Source organism: Mycolicibacterium brisbanense (genome assembly GCF_001570425.1).
Lineage (GTDB): Bacteria > Actinomycetota > Actinomycetes > Mycobacteriales > Mycobacteriaceae > Mycobacterium > Mycobacterium brisbanense.
On sequence record NZ_BCSX01000007.1, the window covers coordinates 131,681 to 153,322 of the forward strand.

Annotated in this window: 19 protein-coding genes; 9 read left to right on the forward strand and 10 right to left on the reverse strand. The window is 68.2% G+C overall.

Annotated features, from left to right (window positions below; genetic code table 11):
* Positions 1-14: 14 nt before the first annotated feature.
* Both RMCB_RS03070 and RMCB_RS03075 read right to left on the reverse strand, forming a co-directional pair.
* Positions 15-1,121 carry an MBL fold metallo-hydrolase gene (locus RMCB_RS03070; protein WP_062827573.1) on the reverse strand — a complete coding sequence of 369 codons (1,107 nt, stop codon included), beginning with the start codon at positions 1,119-1,121 and terminating at the stop codon, positions 15-17.
* Position 1,122: 1 nt separating this feature from the next.
* Positions 1,123-1,857, reverse strand: a complete 735-nt coding sequence (locus tag RMCB_RS03075; protein ID WP_029369667.1) for an enoyl-CoA hydratase — start codon at positions 1,855-1,857, stop codon at positions 1,123-1,125.
* Positions 1,858-1,883: 26 nt separating this feature from the next.
* On the opposite strand from RMCB_RS03075, the gene RMCB_RS03080 reads away from it, so the two are divergent.
* Together RMCB_RS03080 and RMCB_RS03085 are read left to right on the forward strand one after the other, a co-directional pair.
* Positions 1,884-3,380, forward strand: a complete 1,497-nt coding sequence (locus RMCB_RS03080) for an acetyl-coenzyme A carboxylase carboxyl transferase subunits beta/alpha (RefSeq protein WP_062827574.1) — start codon at positions 1,884-1,886, stop codon at positions 3,378-3,380.
* 110 nt (positions 3,381-3,490) lie between these two features.
* Positions 3,491-4,174, forward strand: coding sequence for a hypothetical protein (locus tag RMCB_RS03085; protein ID WP_201028228.1), 684 nt, complete (start codon positions 3,491-3,493; stop codon positions 4,172-4,174).
* Positions 4,175-4,180: 6 nt separating this feature from the next.
* On the opposite strand, the gene RMCB_RS03090 is transcribed toward RMCB_RS03085, so the two are convergent.
* The 5 genes from RMCB_RS03090 to RMCB_RS03110 all read right to left on the reverse strand — a co-directional run bounded on the left by RMCB_RS03090 (position 4,181) and on the right by RMCB_RS03110 (position 10,029).
* Positions 4,181-4,627, reverse strand: coding sequence for a hypothetical protein (locus RMCB_RS03090; protein ID WP_062827576.1), 447 nt, complete (start codon positions 4,625-4,627; stop codon positions 4,181-4,183).
* Positions 4,603-5,043: a hypothetical protein gene (locus RMCB_RS03095; protein ID WP_029369671.1), complete on the reverse strand. Its 441-nt coding sequence runs from the start codon at positions 5,041-5,043 to the stop codon at positions 4,603-4,605. Before RMCB_RS03095 ends, RMCB_RS03090 begins: the two co-directional genes overlap by 25 nt.
* A 3-nt stretch (positions 5,044-5,046) precedes the next feature.
* Positions 5,047-6,984, reverse strand: a complete 1,938-nt coding sequence (locus tag RMCB_RS03100; protein WP_062827577.1) for a primary-amine oxidase — start codon at positions 6,982-6,984, stop codon at positions 5,047-5,049.
* Positions 6,981-8,444, reverse strand: a complete 1,464-nt coding sequence (locus RMCB_RS03105; protein WP_062827578.1) for an APC family permease — start codon at positions 8,442-8,444, stop codon at positions 6,981-6,983. Before RMCB_RS03105 ends, RMCB_RS03100 begins: the two co-directional genes overlap by 4 nt.
* Positions 8,445-8,529: 85 nt before the next feature.
* Positions 8,530-10,029, reverse strand: coding sequence for an aldehyde dehydrogenase family protein (locus RMCB_RS03110; RefSeq protein WP_062827579.1), 1,500 nt, complete (start codon positions 10,027-10,029; stop codon positions 8,530-8,532).
* Between the two features lie 247 nt (positions 10,030-10,276).
* On the opposite strand from RMCB_RS03110, the gene RMCB_RS03115 reads away from it, so the two are divergent.
* A complete protein-coding gene (locus tag RMCB_RS03115; RefSeq protein WP_062827580.1) occupies positions 10,277-11,734 on the forward strand; it encodes an APC family permease in 1,458 nt (485 codons plus the stop codon).
* Positions 11,731-12,483: an IclR family transcriptional regulator gene (locus RMCB_RS03120; RefSeq protein WP_029369676.1), complete on the forward strand. Its 753-nt coding sequence runs from the start codon at positions 11,731-11,733 to the stop codon at positions 12,481-12,483. The genes RMCB_RS03115 and RMCB_RS03120 overlap by 4 nt, the downstream gene beginning before the upstream one ends.
* Positions 12,484-12,586: 103 nt before the next feature.
* Here RMCB_RS03120 and RMCB_RS03125 read toward each other — a convergent pair whose 3' ends face one another.
* Both RMCB_RS03125 and RMCB_RS03130 read right to left on the reverse strand, forming a co-directional pair.
* Entirely contained in the window at positions 12,587-14,197 is a 1,611-nt protein-coding gene (locus RMCB_RS03125; RefSeq protein ID WP_062827581.1) for an AMP-binding protein, read from the reverse strand.
* Positions 14,197-15,894, reverse strand: a complete 1,698-nt coding sequence (locus tag RMCB_RS03130; protein ID WP_062827582.1) for an AMP-binding protein — start codon at positions 15,892-15,894, stop codon at positions 14,197-14,199. Before RMCB_RS03130 ends, RMCB_RS03125 begins: the two co-directional genes overlap by 1 nt.
* A 59-nt stretch (positions 15,895-15,953) precedes the next feature.
* Here RMCB_RS03130 and RMCB_RS03135 point away from each other — a divergent pair, with 59 nt between their 5' ends.
* Positions 15,954-16,793, forward strand: a complete 840-nt coding sequence (locus RMCB_RS03135) for a helix-turn-helix transcriptional regulator (RefSeq protein ID WP_062827583.1) — start codon at positions 15,954-15,956, stop codon at positions 16,791-16,793.
* Here the strand turns inward: RMCB_RS03135 and RMCB_RS03140 are convergent.
* Positions 16,776-17,327, reverse strand: a complete 552-nt coding sequence (locus RMCB_RS03140) for a TetR/AcrR family transcriptional regulator (RefSeq protein ID WP_062827733.1) — start codon at positions 17,325-17,327, stop codon at positions 16,776-16,778. The two genes, RMCB_RS03135 and RMCB_RS03140, sit on opposite strands and share 18 nt — an antisense overlap.
* Before the next feature lie 79 nt (positions 17,328-17,406).
* On the opposite strand from RMCB_RS03140, the gene RMCB_RS03145 reads away from it, so the two are divergent.
* The 4 genes from RMCB_RS03145 (at position 17,407) to RMCB_RS03160 (ending at position 21,640) form a co-directional block, all read left to right on the forward strand.
* The gene (locus RMCB_RS03145; protein WP_407662101.1) at positions 17,407-18,570 is read left to right on the forward strand and encodes an FAD-dependent oxidoreductase; all 1,164 of its coding nucleotides are present in this window, start codon (positions 17,407-17,409) and stop codon (positions 18,568-18,570) included.
* Between the two features lie 23 nt (positions 18,571-18,593).
* Entirely contained in the window at positions 18,594-19,730 is a 1,137-nt protein-coding gene (locus tag RMCB_RS03150) for an epoxide hydrolase family protein (protein ID WP_062827584.1), read from the forward strand.
* 150 nt (positions 19,731-19,880) lie between these two features.
* On the forward strand, positions 19,881-21,236 hold the full coding sequence (locus RMCB_RS03155) for a DUF8832 domain-containing protein (protein ID WP_062827585.1): 1,356 nt from the start codon (positions 19,881-19,883) through the stop codon (positions 21,234-21,236).
* Positions 21,233-21,640 (forward strand): FixH family protein, encoded by a 408-nt coding sequence (locus RMCB_RS03160; RefSeq protein ID WP_062827586.1) that lies wholly within the window; start codon positions 21,233-21,235, stop codon positions 21,638-21,640. The genes RMCB_RS03155 and RMCB_RS03160 overlap by 4 nt, the downstream gene beginning before the upstream one ends.
* Positions 21,641-21,642: the final 2 nt, after the last annotated feature.

A 21,642-nucleotide genomic window follows, 5' to 3' on the forward strand; every position in this document is an offset into this window, starting at 1 on the left:
TCGGAGCAATGGCGTTACAGCTGCCACCACGGGTCCAGCGCGGGCGACTGGTGATCGACCCGCTGGCCCGGCCGTGGCACCGCCACCTGGACCCCCGCCGGATCGGCAGCGGCCAGCAACCGCTGCACCGGCTCGGCCCACGGATGCGGCGCCAGCCGGAACGTGGCCCAGTGCACCGGCACCAGCAGCCCGGACTCCGTGACGTCCAAGTGCGCGCGCACCGCCTCCTCCGGGTTCATGTGGATGTCCGGCCAGGCCGGGTGATAGGCCCCGATCGGAAGCAGTGTGAGGTCGAAAGGCCCATGGTCCGAACCGATCTCGGCGAAACTCTTGGTGTAGCCGGTGTCGCCGCCGAAGAACGCACGGTGCCGGGGCCCGGCGATCACCCAGGACGCCCACAGCGTGGTGTTGCGGCGCAGCGTTCGGCCCGAGAAGTGCCGGGCGGGCGTGCACACCAGCGTGAGCTCACCGATGCGATGGCTTTCGTTCCAGTCCAGTTCGACGATGCGTGCCTCCGGGATGCCCCACTTGCGCAGGTGCGCGCCGATCCCGAGCGGCACCACGAACGGTGCGCGCTGCGTGCGGGCCAACCCGATGACGGTCTCGATGTCGAGATGGTCGTAGTGGTCGTGGCTGATCAGCACCGCGTCGATGGCCGGCAGTTCGTCCAGGGCCACGGGCGGTTCATGAAGCCGCTGCGGACCGACGACCCGCGACGGTGAGCAGCGTTGGCTCCAGATCGGATCGGCCAGCACCCGGTACCCGTCGATCTCGACGAGCACGCTGGAGTGGCCGTACCAGGACACCGCGCACTCCCCCGCGGGCCCGTCGTCCGGGGCGGCCAGCGGGATCGGGCCGCCGGGCCAGCTGGCGCCCCGCGAGCCGATCATCTCCCGCAGCAGCAGGCGCCGCTCCTCGCGGCCCAGACTGATGCCCGGTGACGCCGGCTCGATGTTGACGAACGCGCCGCCGGTGTACTGCGGCGACCGCTGGGCGACCGGGCGGATCGCCCGCGTGCTCGCGCCCACGGCCGCCGAGGTGCCGCTGAGCGCACGCACCAGCCAGCCCCCGGCGAGCAGCGAGGCCGACCTGACCCCGAATCGCAGCGCAGCGCGCAGCACCTCAGGCCCCGGTGAAGTTCGGCGGCCGCTTCTGCAGCCGGGCCACCTGCGCCTCGATGACGTCGTTGCTGGACCACGCCTTGTCGAACAGTTCCTTGTGCTCGGGCCACTGGTCCTCGTAGGCACCGTCGTCGTTGAGCACCCGCTTGGCGTGCTGCAGGGCCAGCGGCGCGAATCCGGCGATCTCGGCGGCCAGGGCCTGCGCGTCGGCCAGCGTGCCGATGCGGTTGGCCATACCGGTCTGCAGGGCGGTTTCGGCGGTGAGTTTCTCGGCGGTGAGCAGCATGCCGCGGGCCCGGCCATAGCCGACCAGCGACGTCAACCGGCGGATACTCCAGTTATCAAGGGCCAGACCATATTTGGCGACGGGAAACTGGAAGTACGCGCTCGGGGCCACCACGCGCAGATCGCAGATCATGGACAAGATCACCCCGGCGCCGATCGCCGGGCCGTTGATGGCGCCGATGACGGGCACCGGGGTCTTGTCGATCGCGAGGTTCAACGCCAGAGCCTTGTCCGGCAGCTTCTCGGCCATGCCTGTCGCGTCGGTCAGATCTGCTCCCGAGCTGAACACCGGCCCGGCGCCCGTCAACACGATCGCACGGACATCCTCGGTGGCGGCCTTCTCCACCGCTTCGCGCAGGCTGTCGACGAGTTCGCAGTTCAGCGCGTTGCGCCGCTCCGGGCGCTGCAGTTCCAGGGTCAGGACATTGCCGTCCCGGGTGACACCAATCATGTCGCCAGCCTATATACGCTCACCCTGTGAGTCGTGCCGTGGCACTACGTGACGCTGTCCTGGATACCGGGTCGTTCCGCAGCTGGGACGGCCCTCCGCTGCAGGTAGCCACGTCCGAGTCCTATCGATCCGAGCTGGCCGCCGCGGCTGCCCGCAGCGGCCTGGATGAGTCGGTGATCACCGGTGAAGGCACCGTGTTCGGCCGCCGCGTCGCGGTGCTGGCCTGCGAGTTCGATTTCCTCGCCGGGTCGATCGGGGTGGCCGCCGCCGAACGCATCACGGCCGCGGTCGCACGGGCGACCGCGGAGGGGTTGCCGTTGCTGGCCTCGCCGAGTTCGGGTGGCACCCGCATGCAGGAGGGCACGGTCGCATTCCTGCAGATGGTCAAGATCGCCGCCGCGGTCGAGCTGCACAAGCGGGCCCACCTGCCCTACATCGTCTATCTGCGTCACCCCACGACCGGCGGGGTGTTCGCGTCGTGGGGATCGCTGGGCCACGTCACCGCCGCAGAACCGGGCGCGCTGATCGGGTTCCTCGGCCCCCGGGTATACGAGCAGCTCTACGGCGAAAAGTTCCCTTCGGGTGTGCAGACCGCGGAGAACCTGTTCCAGCACGGCGTCATCGACGGCGTCGTGCCCGTCGACGCGCTGCGTTCGGTGTTGCACCGCACCCTCACGGTGATGTGCGACTCGCCCGGGGTCCCGCCACCCGAACCGCCACCGGCGGCGCCGCGCGACGTGCCGGCCTGGGATTCGGTCACCGCTTCGCGCCGGTTCGACCGGCCCGGTGCCGAATACGTGCTGCGGCACGGCAGCACCGACCGGGTGCTGTTGTCGGGCACCGGCGGGCAAGAGCGAGGCGACCGGGGAAGCGATGGAGCCGGAGGTTCGGGCCAGATGCTGCTGGCGCTGGCCCGGTTCGGCGGCCAGCCCGCAGTGGTACTCGGCCAGCAGCGCATCGGCATGGTCGGCCCGGCGGCGCTGCGTGAGGCTCGCCGCGGCATGGCGCTGGCCGCCGACCTGCGCCTGCCGCTCGTGTCGATGATCGACACCGCGGGCCCGGCGCTGTCTGCCGAGGCCGAGCAGGGCGGACTGGCCGGCGAGATCGCGCGCTGCCTGGCCGAATTGGTGACGCTGGACGTGCCGACGGTGTCGGTGTTGCTCGGCCAGGGCAGCGGCGGCCCGGCCCTGGCGATGGTGCCGGCCGACCGGGTGCTGGCTGCCGCGAACGGCTGGCTGGCTCCGCTGCCGCCGGAGGGAGCCAGCGCCATCGTGTTCCGCGATACCCAACATGCGCCGGAACTATCTGCCGCACAAGGCATCCGGGCTGCCGACCTGCTGCGCAACGGTATCGTCGACGCGATCGTGGCCGAGCAACCCGATGCCGCGGACGAACCCGAGGCGTTCACCGCGCGACTGTCGGCGACCATCGCCGGAGAACTGCACCGGTTGCGCACAGTGCCCGACGCCGAACGGATCGGCATGCGGCTGCACCGCTACCGGCTGATCGGCCTGCCTGGCTGACATTCGCGTTCGTAACGTGGTGGCGGCGTTTCCGCGATTTCTCCGCCCTGGCGTTACGTGCGGGAAGGGCCGGTGCCGGGTCCCGGTGGCATCCTGGGGTGGTGGAGCCGATGCTGCAGTTCGCCGGGAACTTCTGGTGGCTGATATTTCCGCTCGGCGGCGCGATCGGTGGCGGGATCAAAGCGGTCGCGGCGGCCAACGAACGCCGCGCCGAGCGGCGGCTGGAGCGCTACCGGATCAAGCAACAGACCAAGATCGAGCTGGCCCGCGCCGCCGGCAGCGCGAAGATGACGGACGCCGCCGCGCAGCGGGAACTCAAGAAGCTGCTCGAACAGCACGACAGCACCAATGCCCGGTGGCTGGATTACGAGATGGACATCGCGAAGCTGCTGGACTTTCCGCTGATGACCGACATGCGGGAGCCGCTGACCATCGCGTTTCACAAGGCGCGCAGCCGTGCGGAATGGCTGCGTCCCGACAAACCCGAGGACATGCTCGGCGACCGCGAGGCGCAACTGGAGTATCGCGACGCCGTGCACGAGTACACGTCGGCGTTCGACGTCGCCGAGGCCGAGGCGATCCGGCGACGCCGCAGCGATTTCTCGCCCGAAGACCAGGAACGGCTGGGCCGCGCGCAGCAGCTGCTGCGGCTGGCGTCCGATGCGGCGGCCACGCCGCAGGAGCGGCAGAACGCCTACAGCAAGGCGCAGCGGGAACTCGCCGGGTTGTTCGTGCTGCCTGCCACCGCGCGGACGGCCATCGAACGTGGCATTGCCGGCGAGTTGGAGGCCTGAGAGCCGTCAGGCCAGCGCCAGCGCCGTGAGCAAGGCCACCGCGGTGATCAGATCCAGCGGCAGCCGCAGCAGGCTGCGTCGGGTCCAGCGCAGCGCCGCGGCCTCGTCGACCTCGACCGGATCGGCCTTCTCGAACGCGACCGCCTTGGGCACAAAGTAGAGCAGCGTCCAGATCCGCATCACCGCGTGGCCGGCGAGTGCCACCAGCAGCGCGGTCCGAACTGCAGTGTCGCCCCATGCGGCGACGATCGCGACGACGAGAACCAGTTCGAACAGGGTGTGTGCCGGGACCCAGAACCGTCGGCGCGAGATGCCGCCGTTGTGTGCCTGGATGATGCCGGGCCGCCGCGGCCAAGCGGGATCGACCACCAGCGTTTCGTAGACACCGCCGCCCACGAGCACACAGCCCAGCAGTGTTGCGGCAGCGATCAGGACGAGTGTCGGGATCCCCACGTATGCCGATTATCCAGCGACACCGCGTCGAGCGAGCGGTGACGAGTGCGGTACGCCAGCACCGCGGCGGCGATCACCACCTCGACCAGCGCCAACGTGGTCGCCATCTCCATCGGGTCGACCGCAGTGGATGGTGCCGATGGGACGCTCACGCCGTGGTGATGCGCCGGCATGGGCATGTGCAGCGCGACCATCGCGAGGTTCATCAGGGCCACCGCACACCACACGCCCAGAGACCCGCGGAGCCACAGATCCCGCGCGCAGAACAGGCACGCGATCATCATCGCGACCATGGTGGCCATCATCGCGGGGTTGGCGGCATGGCCGAGCAGCACGCCGTGCAGAGCCGCCGAGCAGGCGGCCAGCACGGCGCACGCCCGCCGTCCGAGGACAGCGGGCGTGCGACCGATGGACATGACCTAATCCTCGCAGCAATGCGACTTCGGTGCGGCCGGAACGTTGAGCGCGGGGTTGCGATCGAAGAACGACACCGGCTTGAGCTTGAATCCGGCGTAGTCGACCGGCATCACGGGCCAGTCCTCGGGCCGCGGGAAGTGCGTCAGCCCGAAGGTGTGCCACAGCACGATGTCCTCGTTCTCGATGTTCCGGTCCCCCGCGACGAACGCAGGCAGGCCGTCCCCACCCGGATGCTGGTTGACCAGGTGCCCGGCCGGGTACCGCTGCGCCGCATCGTATTTCGTGACCCACAGGTGCTTGGTGGTGAACGCGGCCCGCGCGGCAACCGAACTCGACGGATCGGCCAGCAGCGTGGGCTGCCCTTCCGGGTACAGCGCGTAGGAGACGTTCTGGCCCAGTCGGTTCTGCTTGTTCGGGTTGACGATGTGCCAGACGCGGGCCTTGAGATTGTCGGCGGTGCGCATCGCGCCCAACTCGTGGGTCAGCTTCGTCTTCTGCTGCGTGAACCCGTTGCCCCACGGGTTGTCGGGACCCATCGGTGCGGCGACGGCGTCGACCTCCTCGACGGTGTTGGCATGCCCGTCGACGGCCATGTCCAGCCGCGCCGAGAACAGGTGCTGGTGATACGGCGCACCCAGCCCCGGCGCCAGCTCCGACGCGAACCGGTCGGGCGCCCGGTAGCCCGAGGCGAAAACCACACCGGTGGCCTTGACCTCCATCTCGATGGTGCCGTCGAGGTACAGGTACCAGTAGAACCCGTAGTCGTAGTTGCCGATGGTGAGGAAGAACGAGATCACCAGCCGGCGCGACCGGCGGACCTCGGACATGCCGTTGAACATGTCGACGTGCTTCCACAGCACGCCGTAATCCTCCTCGTGCAGGCAGATCGCGTTCTTGATCAGCCGCGGCTCGCAGTGCTCGTCGGCGATGGTGACGTCGAAGTACTTGATCTCACCGAGGCAATCACAGCCCAGCTCAAGGGAATTCGTGTAGCGGGCGAACATGTACTCGCCCTGGTCGAAGTAGTTGATCCAGTACCGCGACGGCGACGGGTGCGCGTACGGCACCACCATCTCGGCGATTGACGCGCGGTAGATCACCGGGCGCTCGGCCTCGCCGTCCTTGAGCGAAAGCTGGTGCAGCGTCAGGCCCTCGCGAACGTCGAAGCCGAACCGGAACGACCAATCCGCCCAGGTGATCTTGTTGCCCTCGACGGTGAAGCTGGGGCCCTCGGGCTGCGTGATCTCGATGGGCTTGAGGTCGGTGCGGGTCGGTGTGGCATGCGGTTCGGCATTCCACTCCGACCGCTCGCTGGGGAAGGGCAGCTCATCGTGGTCGACGACCGACATGACCGACTTCGCCGTGAGGTCGATGTGGGCGACGACGCCGTCGATCGGGTGCCCCCACGGCAGGTCGGCCTCGTCGAACTGGTAGAAGCCCAGCACCCGTGCGACGCGCTTGCCCACCTCGTCCTCATGGCCGAATGCCCCGGCCGACAACGGAAGTGCGCGCACCTTCTCCGGGTCCAGGCCGCGCTTGCGCATCGCGGCCAGCCATTCGTCGCATTGCAGCAGGATCGCCTCGACATCGCCGAATTCCTCGTCGAGAACCGGAACCTGGCCGTCGGTCACCGGATCGACATCGTGGCGGTACACGATCTGCCCTTCGGTGATCGACACGATCAGGTCGGTGCCCTGACCGCTGTCACGGTCCAGCATGATGACCCGGGCGCGCCGTTCGATCGGATCGCCGGGCGTGAACGACAGCACGACATTCTTGTGTGGTTCCTCCAGGGCGGCGTAGACGAATCGGCCGCTCGGGCCCAGCAATCCGTTCTCGTCGATGATCCGGCGCACGGCCCGGATCTCGTCGGCGCTGAGCGGCGTCAGCGGATGATCGGGCGCGGTGGTCTTCCGGACAGGTTCGATGGTGGCGGTCATCGTGCGATCTCCTTTGCGATATCAGGGTTTTCGTCTTGCTTTCCGGCGTGTGGGCGCATGACCGCGACCACGATGCCGCCGAGGAAGGCGCCGACCAGCAGGACGCCGATGATGGCGGCCAGGGTGTCGGAGCCACCGACCAGCAGTGGCAGATTCACCGCGGTCATCACCGACAGCACCGCCAGCCCGGCGAACCCGAGCAGCGGGGCGATCAGGGTGTTCCACGGCCGGGTGTCCAGCCGGGTGCGGCGGAAGTACACGACGACGGCCGCCGAGGTCACCGTCATCAGCACCACGATGCCCACCGAGGCCGCGCCGACGAACCACGTGAACACCTGCGTCACCGGATCCAGGCCGGCCGCGACCGAGGCAACGACCAGCACCAGCGCCGACACGGTCTGCACGGCGGAGGCGATGTGCGGGGAGTCATGGCGCAGGTGCGAACGGCCACACCGCTCGGGCAACGCCCGGGTGTTGCCCAGCGAGAAGATGTAGCGGGCCAACACGTTGTGGAAGGACAGCAGCGCCGCGAAAAGGCTTGTGATGAGGAAGATCTGGACCAGGTCTCCGGCCACCGCACCGACGTAGCGGGTCGCGGTCTCGGTGAGCATCGTGGCCGGATTGCTGGTCGCCTCGGTGACCGCGTCGGCGTCTCCCCACGCAGAGACCAGGGCCCAGCTGGAGAGTGCGTAGAACCCGCCGATGACCAGCAGCGCCACATAGGTGGCCCGCGGGATGGTGCGGGCCGGATCGCGGGCCTCGTCGCGGAACACCGCCGTGGCCTCGAACCCGATGTAGCCGGCGAGCGCGAAGATCAGCGCGATGCCGGGGGCGCCGGAGAAGAAGTTGCCCGGGTGCAGCACCGCGGTGGACAGGCCCGACGCGCCGCCGTGGCCGATCACCGCGGCGTTGATCACCAGGACGATGCCGACCTCACAGACCAGCAGGACACCCAGTACCTTGCCGGACAGTTCGATGTGCCGGTACCCGAGGAATCCGGTGATGCCCATCATCACCAGGGCGTAGACGTACCACGGCACCGACGGTCCGCCGTGGCTGGTCACCAGTTCGTTGAGGGACGCGCCGATGTAGCCGTACACCCCGCCTTGTACGGCGGTGTAGGACAACAGCGCCAGGAACGCCGCGCCGAGGCCGGCATGACGGCCGAACCCGTGCGCGATGTAGGTATAGAAGGCGCCGGCTCCGGGGACGTGGCGGGCCATCGCGGTGAAACCGACCGCGAACAACAGCAACACGACGGTGCATACGCCGTAGGACGCCGGGAACGCGGCGCCGTTACCCGCGGCGATGCCGATGGGGAACGTGCCTGCGACCACGGTGAGCGGGGCGGCCGCCGCGACCACCATGAACACGATGGCGGTGGGACCGAGCTTGCCCGCCAGTCGGTGGGCCTGATGCCCGGCGGTGACGCCGGGAGTCAGAACTGCGTCAGTTGACATGGCATTTCTTTCGGTGAAATTGGACGTGCCGGGTCCAAATGAGAATTGCGGCAGCGCCGAATTCTCATTTGACGGCTGCGGGAATCTAGAGCGCGATATTCACAGCTTTGGTCTGGGTGTATTCGGCGATCGCCCCCTCACCGAGTTCGCGGCCCCAGCCCGATTGTTTGTATCCCCCGAACGGCAATGCGGTGTCGAACGCGTTGTGGCAGTTGACCCACACCGTGCCCGCCTTGATCTGAGCGGCCACCCGATGCGCGGTGGACACGTCGCGGGTCCAGACACTGGCCGCCAGCCCGTAGGGCGTGTCGTTGGCCGCTTCCCTGACCCCGCGGTCTCGGTTGAACGGCACCGCGACCGCCACCGGCCCGAAGATCTCCTCCTTGTACACGCTGAAATCACGGTCCACGTCGACCAGCAGGGTCGGCTGCACGTAGAAGCCGGTGTCCCCGTGACGACCGCCGCCGGCCAGCGCGCGGGCCCCCTGCGCGATTCCGGCATCGAGGTACCCCGTGACCTTGGTCAGCTGCTCACGTGAGACCAGCGGGCCGATGTCGTTGGTGGGGTCCAGGCCGGGGCCGATGCGCAGGCCCGCGGCGTGCTCGGCGACACCCTGCGTGAACTCGTCGAAGACGGCATCCTCGACCAGCAGCCGGGTGCCCGCGGTGCAGGTCTGGCCGTGGTTGAACAGGAACCCGCTGGCGACGCCGGGGATCGCGGCCTCCAGGTCAGCGTCGGCGAAGACCACCTGCGGGCTCTTGCCGCCCAGCTCCAGGGAGACCTTCTTGAGGTTGCCGGATGCGGCGTTGACGATCTTCTTGCCGACCTCGGTGGATCCGGTGAACGCGACCTTGTCGACACCGTCGTGCGCCGAAAGGGCGGCTCCGATGTCACCGAAACCGGTCAGCAGATTGAACACCCCGGCCGGGACGCCGGCCTCTTCGATCACCTCGGCCAGTAGCAGCGCGGTCAGCGGAGTCTGCTCGGCGGGCTTGAGGATGACGGTGTTACCGCAGGCCAGCGCGGGCGCCACCTTGAACGCGGCCATCACGAGCGGGAAGTTCCACGGGATGATCTGGGCGCAGACGCCGACCGGTTCGCGCAGCGTGAATGCGTGGAAACGGGCGCCGGGGGCCCACGGCACCGATACCGGGATGGTGCGGCCCTCGATCTTGGTGGCCCACCCCGCGTAGTAGTAGAAGATCTCCGCGGCCCAGGTGGCGTCGACAGCCTTGGCGACCGCCACGGACTTGCCGTTGTCGATGCTCTCCAGCTGCGCGAACTGGTCCGCGCGGGCAGAGATGCCCTCGGCGATGCGCCACAGCACCTTCTGCCGCTCGGCCGGCGTCATGGCCGGCCACGGGCCGTCCTCGAAGGCGCGGCGCGCCGCGGCGACGGCGCGTTCGACATCCTCGGGCCCGCTGTGCGGGACGGTGGTGATGACCTGCTCGGTGGCCGGGTCCACCGTGTCGAACCGCTGCCCGGACATCGCATCGACCCACTGCCCGTCGATGTACATCCGCCGCGGAACCGAGATGAAATCGACCGTGCGCGGGTCCAGATCTGTGCTGAGCGAGGCTGTCATGGGAATCATGTTTACGCCCCGATGTGGTGCTCGTCACCACTTATTTCAAATGGATATTTGGCGTATTGCGATTCTCATTTGAGAAATTCCGGCCGTTCTCATTTGGAGGCGCGGGAAAGGCCAGTTGACGGAGTCCGGGCGTACCCATGCGGGCCCGACCGCTGACCACTTGCCGGCCGGATTCTCATTTGAAAATTTTTTCCGGCTTGGCTGTGGCGGGGTCCCGCAATGGGCTACCTTGCGACGAGTGAGCGGCAGACGTGCCATGAAGAGCAGCTCGCCGGTCTCGGGGCTCCGGCGCGCTCAGCTGTCCTTCACCCAGGTGCTCGGGCAGTCGGTGTCGGCGGTGGCTCCGTCGGCCGTCATGGTCACGCTGCCCGCGCTGGTGATCCCGGCGGCCGGCTCTGCAACGCTTCCCGTGTTCATCGTGACGGCGGTGCTGATGGCCGCCGTCGGCTACTGCGTGACGCAGTTCTCCACCCGCATGGTCGCGGTCAGCGGCCTGTACAGCTACACGGTCAAGGGCCTCGGGCCGGTGCCCGGTATCGCGGCGGGATGGTCGGTGGTGATCGGCTACGCTGCGGCGGCGATGGCCAGCACCTTGGGCGCCGCAAGCTATCTCACCGCCCTGCTGGGCCGGCTCGGAGTCCCCGGCGGCGAGCCCACGATCGCAGTGCTGGCCGTCGTGGTCGGCATCATCGCGCTGACCCTGATGGTGCGCGGGATCCGGCTGTCCGCGCGGATCTCGCTCACCGTCGAGGTTTTCGCGATCGTCGCGGCCGCAGTGGTGCTCGTCATCGCCTTCACCGGAGCGGTGGCCGGCGGTCATGACCCACCGGAAACACCTGCTGCACAATCGCATTCAGCGCTGGGATTCGCCCTGCTGCTGGCCATCACGTCCTATGAGGGATTCGAGAGCGCGTCGACGGTCGCGCGCGAGGCACAGCGGCCGTTCGTCACCGTCACCCGCGCGATCCGGTGGACGCCGGTCGCGCTCGGCGTGCTCTACACGTTCGCCGCGGCCATGCAGTCCGCGGGCACCATCCAGGCCGGCATCGGTGCGGTGCCCATCGTGCTCAGCCTGCCCGACACCGCGGGCACCGCATCGGTGGCGCTGTCCATCGTGATGGAGTTGGGCATCACCGCCTCGTGGTTCGCGTGCGTGATCGGTTCGACGACGGCGTTGTCGCGCACCCTGTTCGCGATGGGCCGCGAAGGCGTTCTGCCGTCGGCCGTCGGCGATGCGCACCCGCGTCACCGCACCCCGCATATCGCGCTGTACGTGGCCATTCCGGTGATCGTCGCCGTACCGGTGGGCTATCTGCTGATCGTCGGCTCCAGCCGCGAGGTGCTGATCGGCCTGCTGGCGATATCGGCACACGGCTACATCGGCGCGTATCTGCTGGCATGCCTGGCCGCGCCGACGTTCCTGCGCCGCATCGGCGAGCTCACGTGGGCTCCGCTGACTGTCGGCCTGGCCACCGCGGCCATGATGGTCGCGATCATCGGCTGGGCGGTGCTGACCGTCGAATCGCCGGTGTGGGTCGCCACCGCGGTGTACGCCGCGCTGCTGGCAATCGGTCTCGGGGCGTTCGCCCTTCGCCGTCGCTCGCTACCGGATCTGGCCGAGCGCGTCGGCGTCTTCGACGAGACGGTGGCCGGTGACATCTTCGCCGACTACAACCCGTGGGAGGTACGTCGATGAGCCCCGCCGACGGAGCACTGTCGGGCCGCCAGCCCAAGGCAGTACAGAGTGCGCTGCAGGTCCTCGAGGCCGTCGCGCACGCTGGGGTGGGAGTGACCGCGAAGGAAATCGCCGATCGCCTGAACATGCCATCGGCGACCACCTATCGGCTGCTGAATCTCCTTGTCGCCGACGGTTATATCGTGCGGCTGCCGGACCTTTCCGGGTTCTCGCTGGGCCCACGGATGGGCGTGCTCATCGACGCCGCGGTATCCCCGACGGTGTGTACGGCCGCGCGTGAGGTGCTCGGCGAGATGCGGCTGTCGGTGCGGTTCGGCGTGCACCTGTTCTACTTCACCAACACCTCGGTGCGCATCGCCGATCCCGACGGGGAGTATCCCCCGCCTGCCGACGAGTCCGTGCTCAACCATCACCTGCATGCATGCGCGGTGGGCAAGCTGCTGCTCGCCGAGAAGAGCGATGCCGATGCGCTGCTGGGTTCGCAGCTGGGCGCGTTGACCGCACGCACCGTGACATCGAAATCTGTTCTTGCCGAACAACTCCAGACCGTGCGCGAGAACGATGCGGCCACTCAGACCGGCGAGCTGCGTGACGAGTGTGCCTGCGTGGCGGTGCCGGTGCGGTCGGCCACCGGTGCGCTGGTGGCGGCGGTGGCGATGTCGGGCCGATCCGATCAGACCGAACTGCTGAGCCGGCAGGTGCCGGTACTGCGGGAATGCGCGGCGCGACTCAGCCCGCTGCTGGCGTGAGGTGAGCCGAGCCACGCTCGAGCGCCGCGAGCGTGCGCAAAGTGCTGGGGTTTTGTGGCGTGTCGGGGGACAGACACGCACGCTCGCGGTGCCAGGGGGCCGGCTAATCCAACCCGAGGATGCGGACGCTCTCGGTGCGCATGTCGACCTTGCGGACCTTACCGGTCACGGTCATCGGGAACTCCTCGACCAGCAGCACGTAGCGGGGGATCTTGTAGTGCGCCAGCTTGCCCGAGGCGTACGCCCGGATGGCAGCGGCATCCAATGGGGCCCGGCCGGGTTTCAACCGGATCCACGCGCAGATCTCCTCGCCGTAGCGCTCGTCGGGAACGCCGATCACCTGGGCATCCTCGATGTCGGGATGGGTGTAGAGAAATTCCTCGATCTCGCGGGGGTAGACGTTCTCACCGCCGCGGATCACCATGTCCTTGATGCGGCCGACCACGTTGCAGTAGCCGTCCTCCCGCATCACCGCCAGGTCGCCGGTGTGCATCCAGCCGTCGGCGTCGATGGCCTGGGCGGTTTTCTCGGGTTCGTTCCAATAGCCCAGCATCACCGAGTAGCCGCGGGTGCACAGTTCGCCCGGCGCACCGCGTTCGACGAGCGCGCCGGTGTCGGGGTCGACGATCCTGACCTCCAGGTGCGGGTGCACACGGCCGATCGAGGAGGTCCGCCGCTCCAGATCGTCGTCGATGAGCGTCTGGCAGGACACCGGTGACGTCTCGGTCATGCCGTAGCAGATCGCGACCTCCGACATGTGCATGTCGTTGACACACCGCTTCATCACCTCGACCGGGCACACCGAGCCTGCCATGATCCCGGTGCGCAGCGACGACAGGTCGCGGCCGGCGAATGTCGGATGGTTCTGCATGGCGATGAACATCGTCGGAACCCCGTAAACGCCCGTGCACCTTTCGGTTTCGATGGCATCGAGCGTGGCGGCCGGGTCGAACCCCGGGGCCGGGATCACCATGGTGACGCCGTGGGTCGTGCAGCCGAGATTACCCATCACCATGCCGAAGCAGTGATAGAACGGCACCGGGATGCACAACCGCTCGCCGGGCGTGAGCTTGATGCCCTCGGTGACGAAGAACCCGTTGTTGAGGATGTTGCGGTGACTCAGCGTCGCCCCTTTGGGGAAACCCGTTGTGCCCGAGGTGTACTGGATGTTGATCGGGTCGGTGTTGGACAGCTCGGCCTGTCGCGCGGTGAGCACTTCGGGCGCTACCGCGCTGTCGCGCAGCCGATCCCAGTCGCCGGTACCCAGGAACACCACGTCCGTCAACTCCGGGGCCTGCGGCCGCACCTCATCGACCATCGCCACGTAGTCCGAGGTCTTGAACGCCGTCGCCGAGACCAAAAGCCGCGCCTGGGACTGGTTGAGCACGTAGGCCAGCTCATGGGTGCGGTAGGCCGGGTTGATGTTGACCAGGATCGCACCGATCTTCGCGGCGGCGTACTGCACGATGGTCCACTGCGCGCAATTCGGCGACCAGATGCCGACACGATCGCCCTTGCCGATGCCCATCCCGATCAGACCCCGTGCGACCACGTCGATCTCGTCGTTCAGCTCGGCGTAGGTGTAACGCAGTCCCTGGGCCACGTCGACCAGCGCCTCGATGCCCGGATACGTCGCCGCGATCCGCTCGAAGTTCGCGCCGACGGTCTCCTCCAGGATGGGAGTGTCGGTCGGCCCCGCGTCATAACTCTGCATCAATCCACCAGATCCTCGTAGCGGTACTCACTGTCGATCGGCGTCCCCGATTGGTACGCCTCGTCCTCACGCCTGCGCAGCTCGACCCGGCGAATCTTGCCGGAGATGGTCTTGGGCAGTTCGAAAAACTCCACTCGTCGCACTTTCAAGTACGGCGCGAGATGGTCGCGGGCGTAGGACATCACGGCTTTTGCGGTGTCGGCGTTGGCATCCCAGCCTTCGGCGAGCGCGACGTAGGCCTTGGGCACCGCCAGCCGGGTCTCGTCGGGCTGCGGCACCACCGCGGCCTCCACCACCGCCGGATGCTCGATGAGCACGCTCTCCAGCTCGAACGGCGACACCTTGTAGTCGCTGGATTTGAACACGTCGTCGGTGCGACCGATGTAGGTGATGTAGCCGTCGGCGTCGCGCGCCGCGACGTCGCCGGTGTGGTAGTAGCCACCGGCCATCACCGCCGCATTACGTTGCGGGTCATCGAGATACCCGGTCATGAGGTTGACCGGGTGGGCACGCAGGTCCAGGCACAGCTCACCCTCGTCGGCGAGTTCGCCGCTGATGGGATCCACCAGCACCACCGGGACCCCAGGCATCGGCCGGCCCATGGAACCGGGCTTGACCGGCTGCCCTGGGGTGTTGCCGACCTGCAACGTCGTCTCGGTCTGGCCGAATCCGTCCCGGATGGTCAGGCCCCACGCGCTCTCGACGCGTGCGATGACGTCGGGGTTGAGCGGTTCACCCGCACCCAGGATCTCGCGCAGCCCTTCGGGTTTGGCGCCGAGGTCGGCCTGGATCAACATGCGCCACACGGTCGGCGGGGCACAGAACGTGTTGACCCCGGCCCGGCGGATCTGGTGCAGCAGCGCGGCGGCGTCGAACCGGCGGTAGTTGTACACGAAGATGGTGGCCTCGGCGATCCACGGTGCGAAGAAGCAACTCCAGGCATGTTTGGCCCAGCCCGGTGAGCTGATCGCCAGGTGGACGTCCCCGGGGCGCACGCCGATCCACGCCATGGTCGTCAGATGGCCGACCGGGTACGAAACCTGGGAATGCTCAACCAGTTTGGGCTTGCTGGTGGTGCCCGAGGTGAAGTAGATCAGCAACGGGTCCTCGACTTTCGTCGTGCCCGCCCAGCGGATCGGCTCGGTCTCGGCGGCATCGGCGTAGGCGTGCCAGCCCGTGACTGGCGCACCCACCGCGATGCGCACGTAGTCACCGTCGACGCCGGTGAACTTGTCCGCGTCGACGGCGTTGGCGATGACGAAGCGTGCCCCGCCCCGCGTGATGCGGTCGGCTAGATCGGCCGGGCCCAATGCGCCGGTGGTCGGCATGACGACCGCACCGAGCTTGGCGATGGCGAGCATGGATTCCCACAGTTCGGCCTGGTTGCCGAGCATCACGATGACCCGGTCACCCTTGCCGACGCCCAGGCCGTGCAGCCAGGTGGCAACCCGGTCGGAGCGGTCGGCCATCTCGGCAAAGCTGATCCGCTGCTCGCTGCCGTCCTCCTCGACGATCCACAACGCAGTCCGCTCGTTGCCCCGTGCGATCACGTCGAACCAATCGGTGGCCCAGTTGAAACTGCCCGTGATCTGCGGCCAGGCGAAGGTCGCGACGGCCTTGTCGTAGTCGGCGATCGCCGCGACAAGCTGGTCACGGGCAGTGCGGTAAAGGTCCGAGTTCGTCGCTGGCTCGTTCATGACAGTTATGCTCTACGTCACAGTTGTCCGTCCGCTACCCCCGAAAGTGGGTATCCGCCATGCGCTCCTCGCTGCTGCGGCCGCGTGACGCCGATGCTGTGCGTGCCGAACTGCGCCGCATGGCCACCGACACGGGCCTGCCGCTGGCGTTCGGCGGGGAGGTGCACGGTGACGCCCTGCTGCTCAGCGAATTCATCGGCACCCGCACGGGGGCCATGCGCGGGCTGGCGGTCCGCCCGAGTGCGGGGCTTGGCGGGGCCACGATGGTGGCCAGGCGGCCCATCGCGGTGCCCGACTACCGGCGCTCGGCGACCATCACCCACGACTACGACGAGCCGGTGCTGACCGAGGGCATCCGGTCGATCCTGGCGGTTCCGGTGGTGGTGGACGGGACGGCGCGGGCGGTGCTGTACGGCGCGCACCGCAGCAGTGCCCCGATCGGCGACCGCACCGCGGCCGCCATGCTGACTTCGGCACGCCGGCTCGCCGACGAGTTGCGCGTGCGCGACGAGGTGGACCGCCGGATGCGGCTGCGCGAGGCACAGCTGGCCAACTTCGACGGCCAGCCCGCCGACACCGAGCAGATCCGTTCGGTGTACGCCGATCTGCGCAGGCTGGCCGCAGACACCCCGGCGTTGGCGACTCCGCTGCGCGATCTCGCCGACCGCCTGGCGGGTGCGCTGCGCGGCGACGCGCCTGCGAGCGCGCCGCTGACCGCGCGGGAAGTGGACGTGCTGGCGCAAGTCGCCTTGGGTTGCACCAACGCCGAAGCTGCACAGCGCCTTTCCCTGAAGCCCGAGACCGTGAAGAGCTATCTGCGCAGTGCCACAGCCAAACTCGGGGCGCGGACCCGGCACGAGGCGGTGTCCAAGGCCCGCAGGCTACGTCAGATCCCCTGACAGGTAACGCTGAATCGTCGGGCCTATCGACGCGATGATCTCCTCGCGCGTCATGTTCGCCACCGGCGGCACCGCGAGCACGAACCGGCACAGAGCCAGCCCCATCATCTGGGCGCCGATCAGACCGGCGCGGCGCTCGGCCTCACCCGCCGGCACCAACTTCTCCACTGCAGGCACCAACTGAGCCCCGAAGATCTCCCGCATGCGTTGGGCCGCTTCGGCATTGGTGGTGGCCGAGCGCAGCAGGACCGTGAGCGCCTCGTCGCCCTCCCAGCGGTTGAGGAAGTGCGTGACGACGTGGCGCCCCACCATGGCCGGGTCGACCGCCGTGAGATCGGGGAACCGCAGGTCGAATTCCGATGCGGTCGCGAACAGTTTCTCCTTGTTGCCGAAGTAGCGGATCACCAAGGCGGGGTCGATACCGGCGGCCGCTGCCACGGCCCTGATGGTGGTGCCCTGGTAGCCCGTCGCGGCGAATTGCTCGCGGGCCGCGGCGAGGATCGCCTCCCTGGTCCGATCGGCTGAACGCTTCATGGCCGACAGCATAAGTCAACAGGCGTTGACATCGGCGTGGAACCGGGTTCATCATGGTCATGTCAACAACCGTTGACTTATGCGACAGGCAGAGGAGCTCACCATGAAATCCACCGACGTCCTGGTGATCGGAGCCGGCCCGACCGGCCTCACACTCGCCGCCGACCTGCGCCGGCGCGGGGTGGACGTGACCGTCGTCGACAAACTCGCCGAAGGCGCCAACACCTCGCGCGCGGCCGCCGTGGCCGCCCGCACCCTTGAGGTGCTGGAGAATCTCGAGGTATCCCGCCGCATGATCGCCGAAGGGCTGATCACGCCCCATTTCACGATGCGCGACGGCGAGCGCGTGCTGATTCCCGTCGACTTCAGCACGCTGCCGACCGCCTACCCGTTCACGCTCATGCTGTCCCAGGCCGACACCGAGCGGATCCTGCTGCAGCGGCTCACCGAACTCGGCGGCACGGTGATCCGGCCGCTCGCCCTGCAGCGACTGGACCAGGACGCCGATGGCGTCACCGCGACCTTCGCCGACGGCACCGCGATGCGGGCGCGCTACGTCGTCGGCGCGGACGGCATCCACAGCCGGGTGCGCGAACAAGCCGGGATCGGGTTCAGCGGCGGCGAATACCCGGAGTCGTTCGCCCTGGCTGATGTCCGGCTGGCAACACCGCCCGACGACGAAGGCGTGATCCTCTTCTACGCGAAGACGGGCCTCACCGTCGTCGCGCCGCTGCCCGACGGCGTGTTCCGCATCGTCGCTCCCACCGCCGACGCACCGGAGTGCCCGTCCGTGCCCTACGTTCAGCGCCTGCTCGACCAACGCGGGTTCGGGCCAGGGAAAACCGTTGTCACCGAGGTGATCTGGGGTTCGCGATTCCGGATCCAGCACCGTGTCGCCGACACCTATCGCGCCGGCCGGCTGCTGCTCGCCGGCGACGCCGCGCACGTGCACAGCCCGGCCGGCGGGCAGGGCATGAACCTGGGCATCCAGGATGCCGTGGCACTCGCCGAAGCCCTGGCCGCCGTACTCAGCGGCGCGCCCGAGCGCGTGCTCGACGATTACAGCGCGGCGCGCCGGCCGATCGCCCGGCAGGTGCTGGCACTCACCGGGCAGCTCACCCGGGTCGCGACGCTGCCACCGCTGCTGCGTCCCGTGCGAAATGTGCTGATGGCGTTGGCATCGCGGCTTCCCGTCGTGCGCCACCAACTGGCGTGGCGACTCAGCGGTCTGGTCTACCGCTGAGGTGATGAGACAGGATGGCTCATATGGCTGCCATCACACCGTTCCGCATCGACGTCTCCGATACCGATCTCGCCGACCTCAAGAACCGGCTGGCGCGGACCCGATGGCCCGAGGCCGAATGCGTGGACGACTGGAGCCAGGGGATGCCCCTGAGTTACACGCGCGAACTCGCCGACTACTGGGCAAACTCCTACGACTGGCGCTCCCGAGAAGCCGCCCTCAACCGCTTCGACCACTTCACCACCGAAATCGACGGTCTTGACGTCCATTTCATCCATCAGCGCTCGTCACACCAGGATGCGTTCCCGCTGCTGATCACGCACGGCTGGCCCGGCTCGATCGTGGAGTTCCACAAGGTGATCGAGCCGCTGACCGAAGCCGGGTTCCATGTGGTGTGCCCGTCGCTGCCGGGCTACGGCTTTTCCGGCAAACCGACGACGACGGGCTGGGGCGTCGGCAAGATCGCCGAAGCGTGGGACGAGCTGATGCTGCGCCTGGGCTATGACCGCTACGGCGCGCAGGGCGGCGACTGGGGCGCCGCGGTGACGACCCAGATCGGCCGCAACGCGGGGCACCGGAACGGCTCCGGCGGCGACCTCAGCCACTGCATCGCCATCCACGTCAACATGCCTATCGCGCAGCCGCCCGCCGACGGCGTCGGTGAGATGACCGAGGATCTGCAGAAGGCGCTCGCCCGCATCGAGTACTACCGCAAATGGGACTCGGGCTACATGAAGCAGCAGTCCACCCGGCCGCAAACCCTCGGCTACGGCCTGACGGACTCCCCCGTCGGCCAGCTGACGTGGATCGTCGAGAAATTCTGGTCGTGGATGGACTGCGACGGAAACCCCGAGAACGTCGTGTCCAAAGACGAGATGCTCGACAACGTGATGCTCTACTGGCTCACCGCGTCGGCAGCGTCGTCGGCCCGGCTGTATTGGGAGAGCCACGACACCTGGGGTGGCGGCGGATACGTGAGCGTGCCGACCGGCATCGCGTCCTTCCCGTTGGAGATCCTGCGGGCTCCCCGTGCCTGGTGCGAAACCGGCTACAACGTCACCCATTACACGACGATGCCGCGCGGCGGACACTTCGCGGCGTTCGAACAACCGGAGTTGTTCGTCGAGGACGTGAAGACGTTCTTCGCCACCGTGCGCTGAATTCCCTTGCGCGAGCAGACATTGCGGTGCGCCAAACGCGGCGTGTCGCGGACCGCCACGTCTGCTCGCGGGGGACCTGCTAATACTGGCTAGGTGAACGTCGCACCCTGTTGGGGGAAAACCCTACTGACACGCGCGCTCCCGGTCGGCATGCTGATGGTGATGACGCTGCTGCTGGGGTCCCCGACTGTGCGCGCCGACGGAGGTGGGTCGGACGCCGACGTGCACATCGCGCAGTCGCTGGGCGGACGTGAGCTGACGGTGGTGATCCGGCGGGTCGGCCCGGTGCTCGGCCCGCTGCAGGTGGACGTGGTCACCCACGCCGGTGACGCACCCGGGAGCCTGCAACTCACAGCGACCACAGCGGGGGCCGCAGGCAGCTCGGGTCGCGTGCAGCTCGGCGCGCCGGGCATCTACACCGCGACGCTCGACGTCGACCGGCCCGGACCGTGGGAACTTCTCGTCGACGACGGGCATACCGTGGCCCGCATACCGTTCTTGGTCCCGGTGCAGCTCACCCCGCCGTGGAAGAAGGCCAGCGACTACGGATTCTTCGCCGCAGGGGTTCTGCTGATCGTCTCGCTCGGCGTGGCACTTCGGTCGCGGCGTGGCGCGGTCACACTGATCCCGGCGACCGCGATGGTGGTCGCGTTGACCGTCGGCGTCACGGGTGCCGTGCTGTCGACATCGTTCCCACCCCCACCGCAGCCCGGCCGTGACCTGGACCCCACCGTGGAGAACATCCGCGACCCCTACGCCAGGGTGGCGGCGAATTCCCTGACCCCCGTGGACTATTCGCGGCCACCGGCCAACCTGGCGCTGGACGTGCAAGGCCAGTCGCTTCAGCTGAACCTCATCGATTCGGCAACCGGCCGCCCCGTCGACGACCTGCTCATCCACCATGGTGCGCTGATCCACCTCATCGCCGTCTCGCCGTCGGGAGCGATGTCGCATCTGCATCCGGTGCGGGTGGCCCCCGGTCGCTACGAGGTGCAGTTCGACCCGGCCGAACACGGAACCTACGCGCTCGCCGCCGAGATCGCCCGCCGTGGCGGTGGCGTCCAGCTGCTGCGCGGCTCGGTCGCCGGCCGTGACCGGGCCTCGGCGCCCGACGCCCCCGGTCCATCACCGGCCACGATCACGACCACCGTATCCCCCGCCGGCACCCCGAGCACCATCCGGGCGCGGTTTGGCGACACCTCTGACCTGCAGCCATGGCTCGGCATGACGGGCCACATGATGGTGGTCGGGCCGCTGGACACCGGCAGCCCCGATATCGGCAAACTCGCACTGACAGCACCGGTTTGGGCTCATGCCCACGCGATGGTGCCGCCTGCCCCCGGCGCAACCGGCGGCCAGCCCGACGAATCCGTGGCCCGCTACGGACCCGAGATCGACTTCACCTACACCTTCGCCCTGCCGGGTCGATACAAGCTCTGGGTGCAGAGCGAACGGAATTACGCCATCCTCACCGCACCGACCGAAGTCGAGGTCCCCGCAGCATGAGCCGTCAACGACTGATCATCGTCGCCGTGATCGCCGCGGTCGCGGTGGCCGCCGGAATGTGGCTGTTGTGGCCCAAACCCGCGCCCCCGCTCGTCGCCGAGGCCACCGCGGGCCCGTATCTGGTGCGTATCACCGGTACGGCCCCCAAGGTCGGGGTCAACCCTCTGGTTGTCGAGATCACCGGTAGCGCCGGCGAGTCGCCGACGCCGGAATCAGTGACCTTCGAACCCGCGATGCCCCAGATGGGCCACGCCACAACGCCTGTCGTGGCCAAGCCCGACGGCGCCGAGCACTACCGCGGCGACGTGAATCTCAGCATGCCCGGGCAGTGGGAGATCACCGTGCGGATTTCCGACGGCAAAGACCACTACGACGCGGTCCTCAACGTGACCACCACCGGATAGGA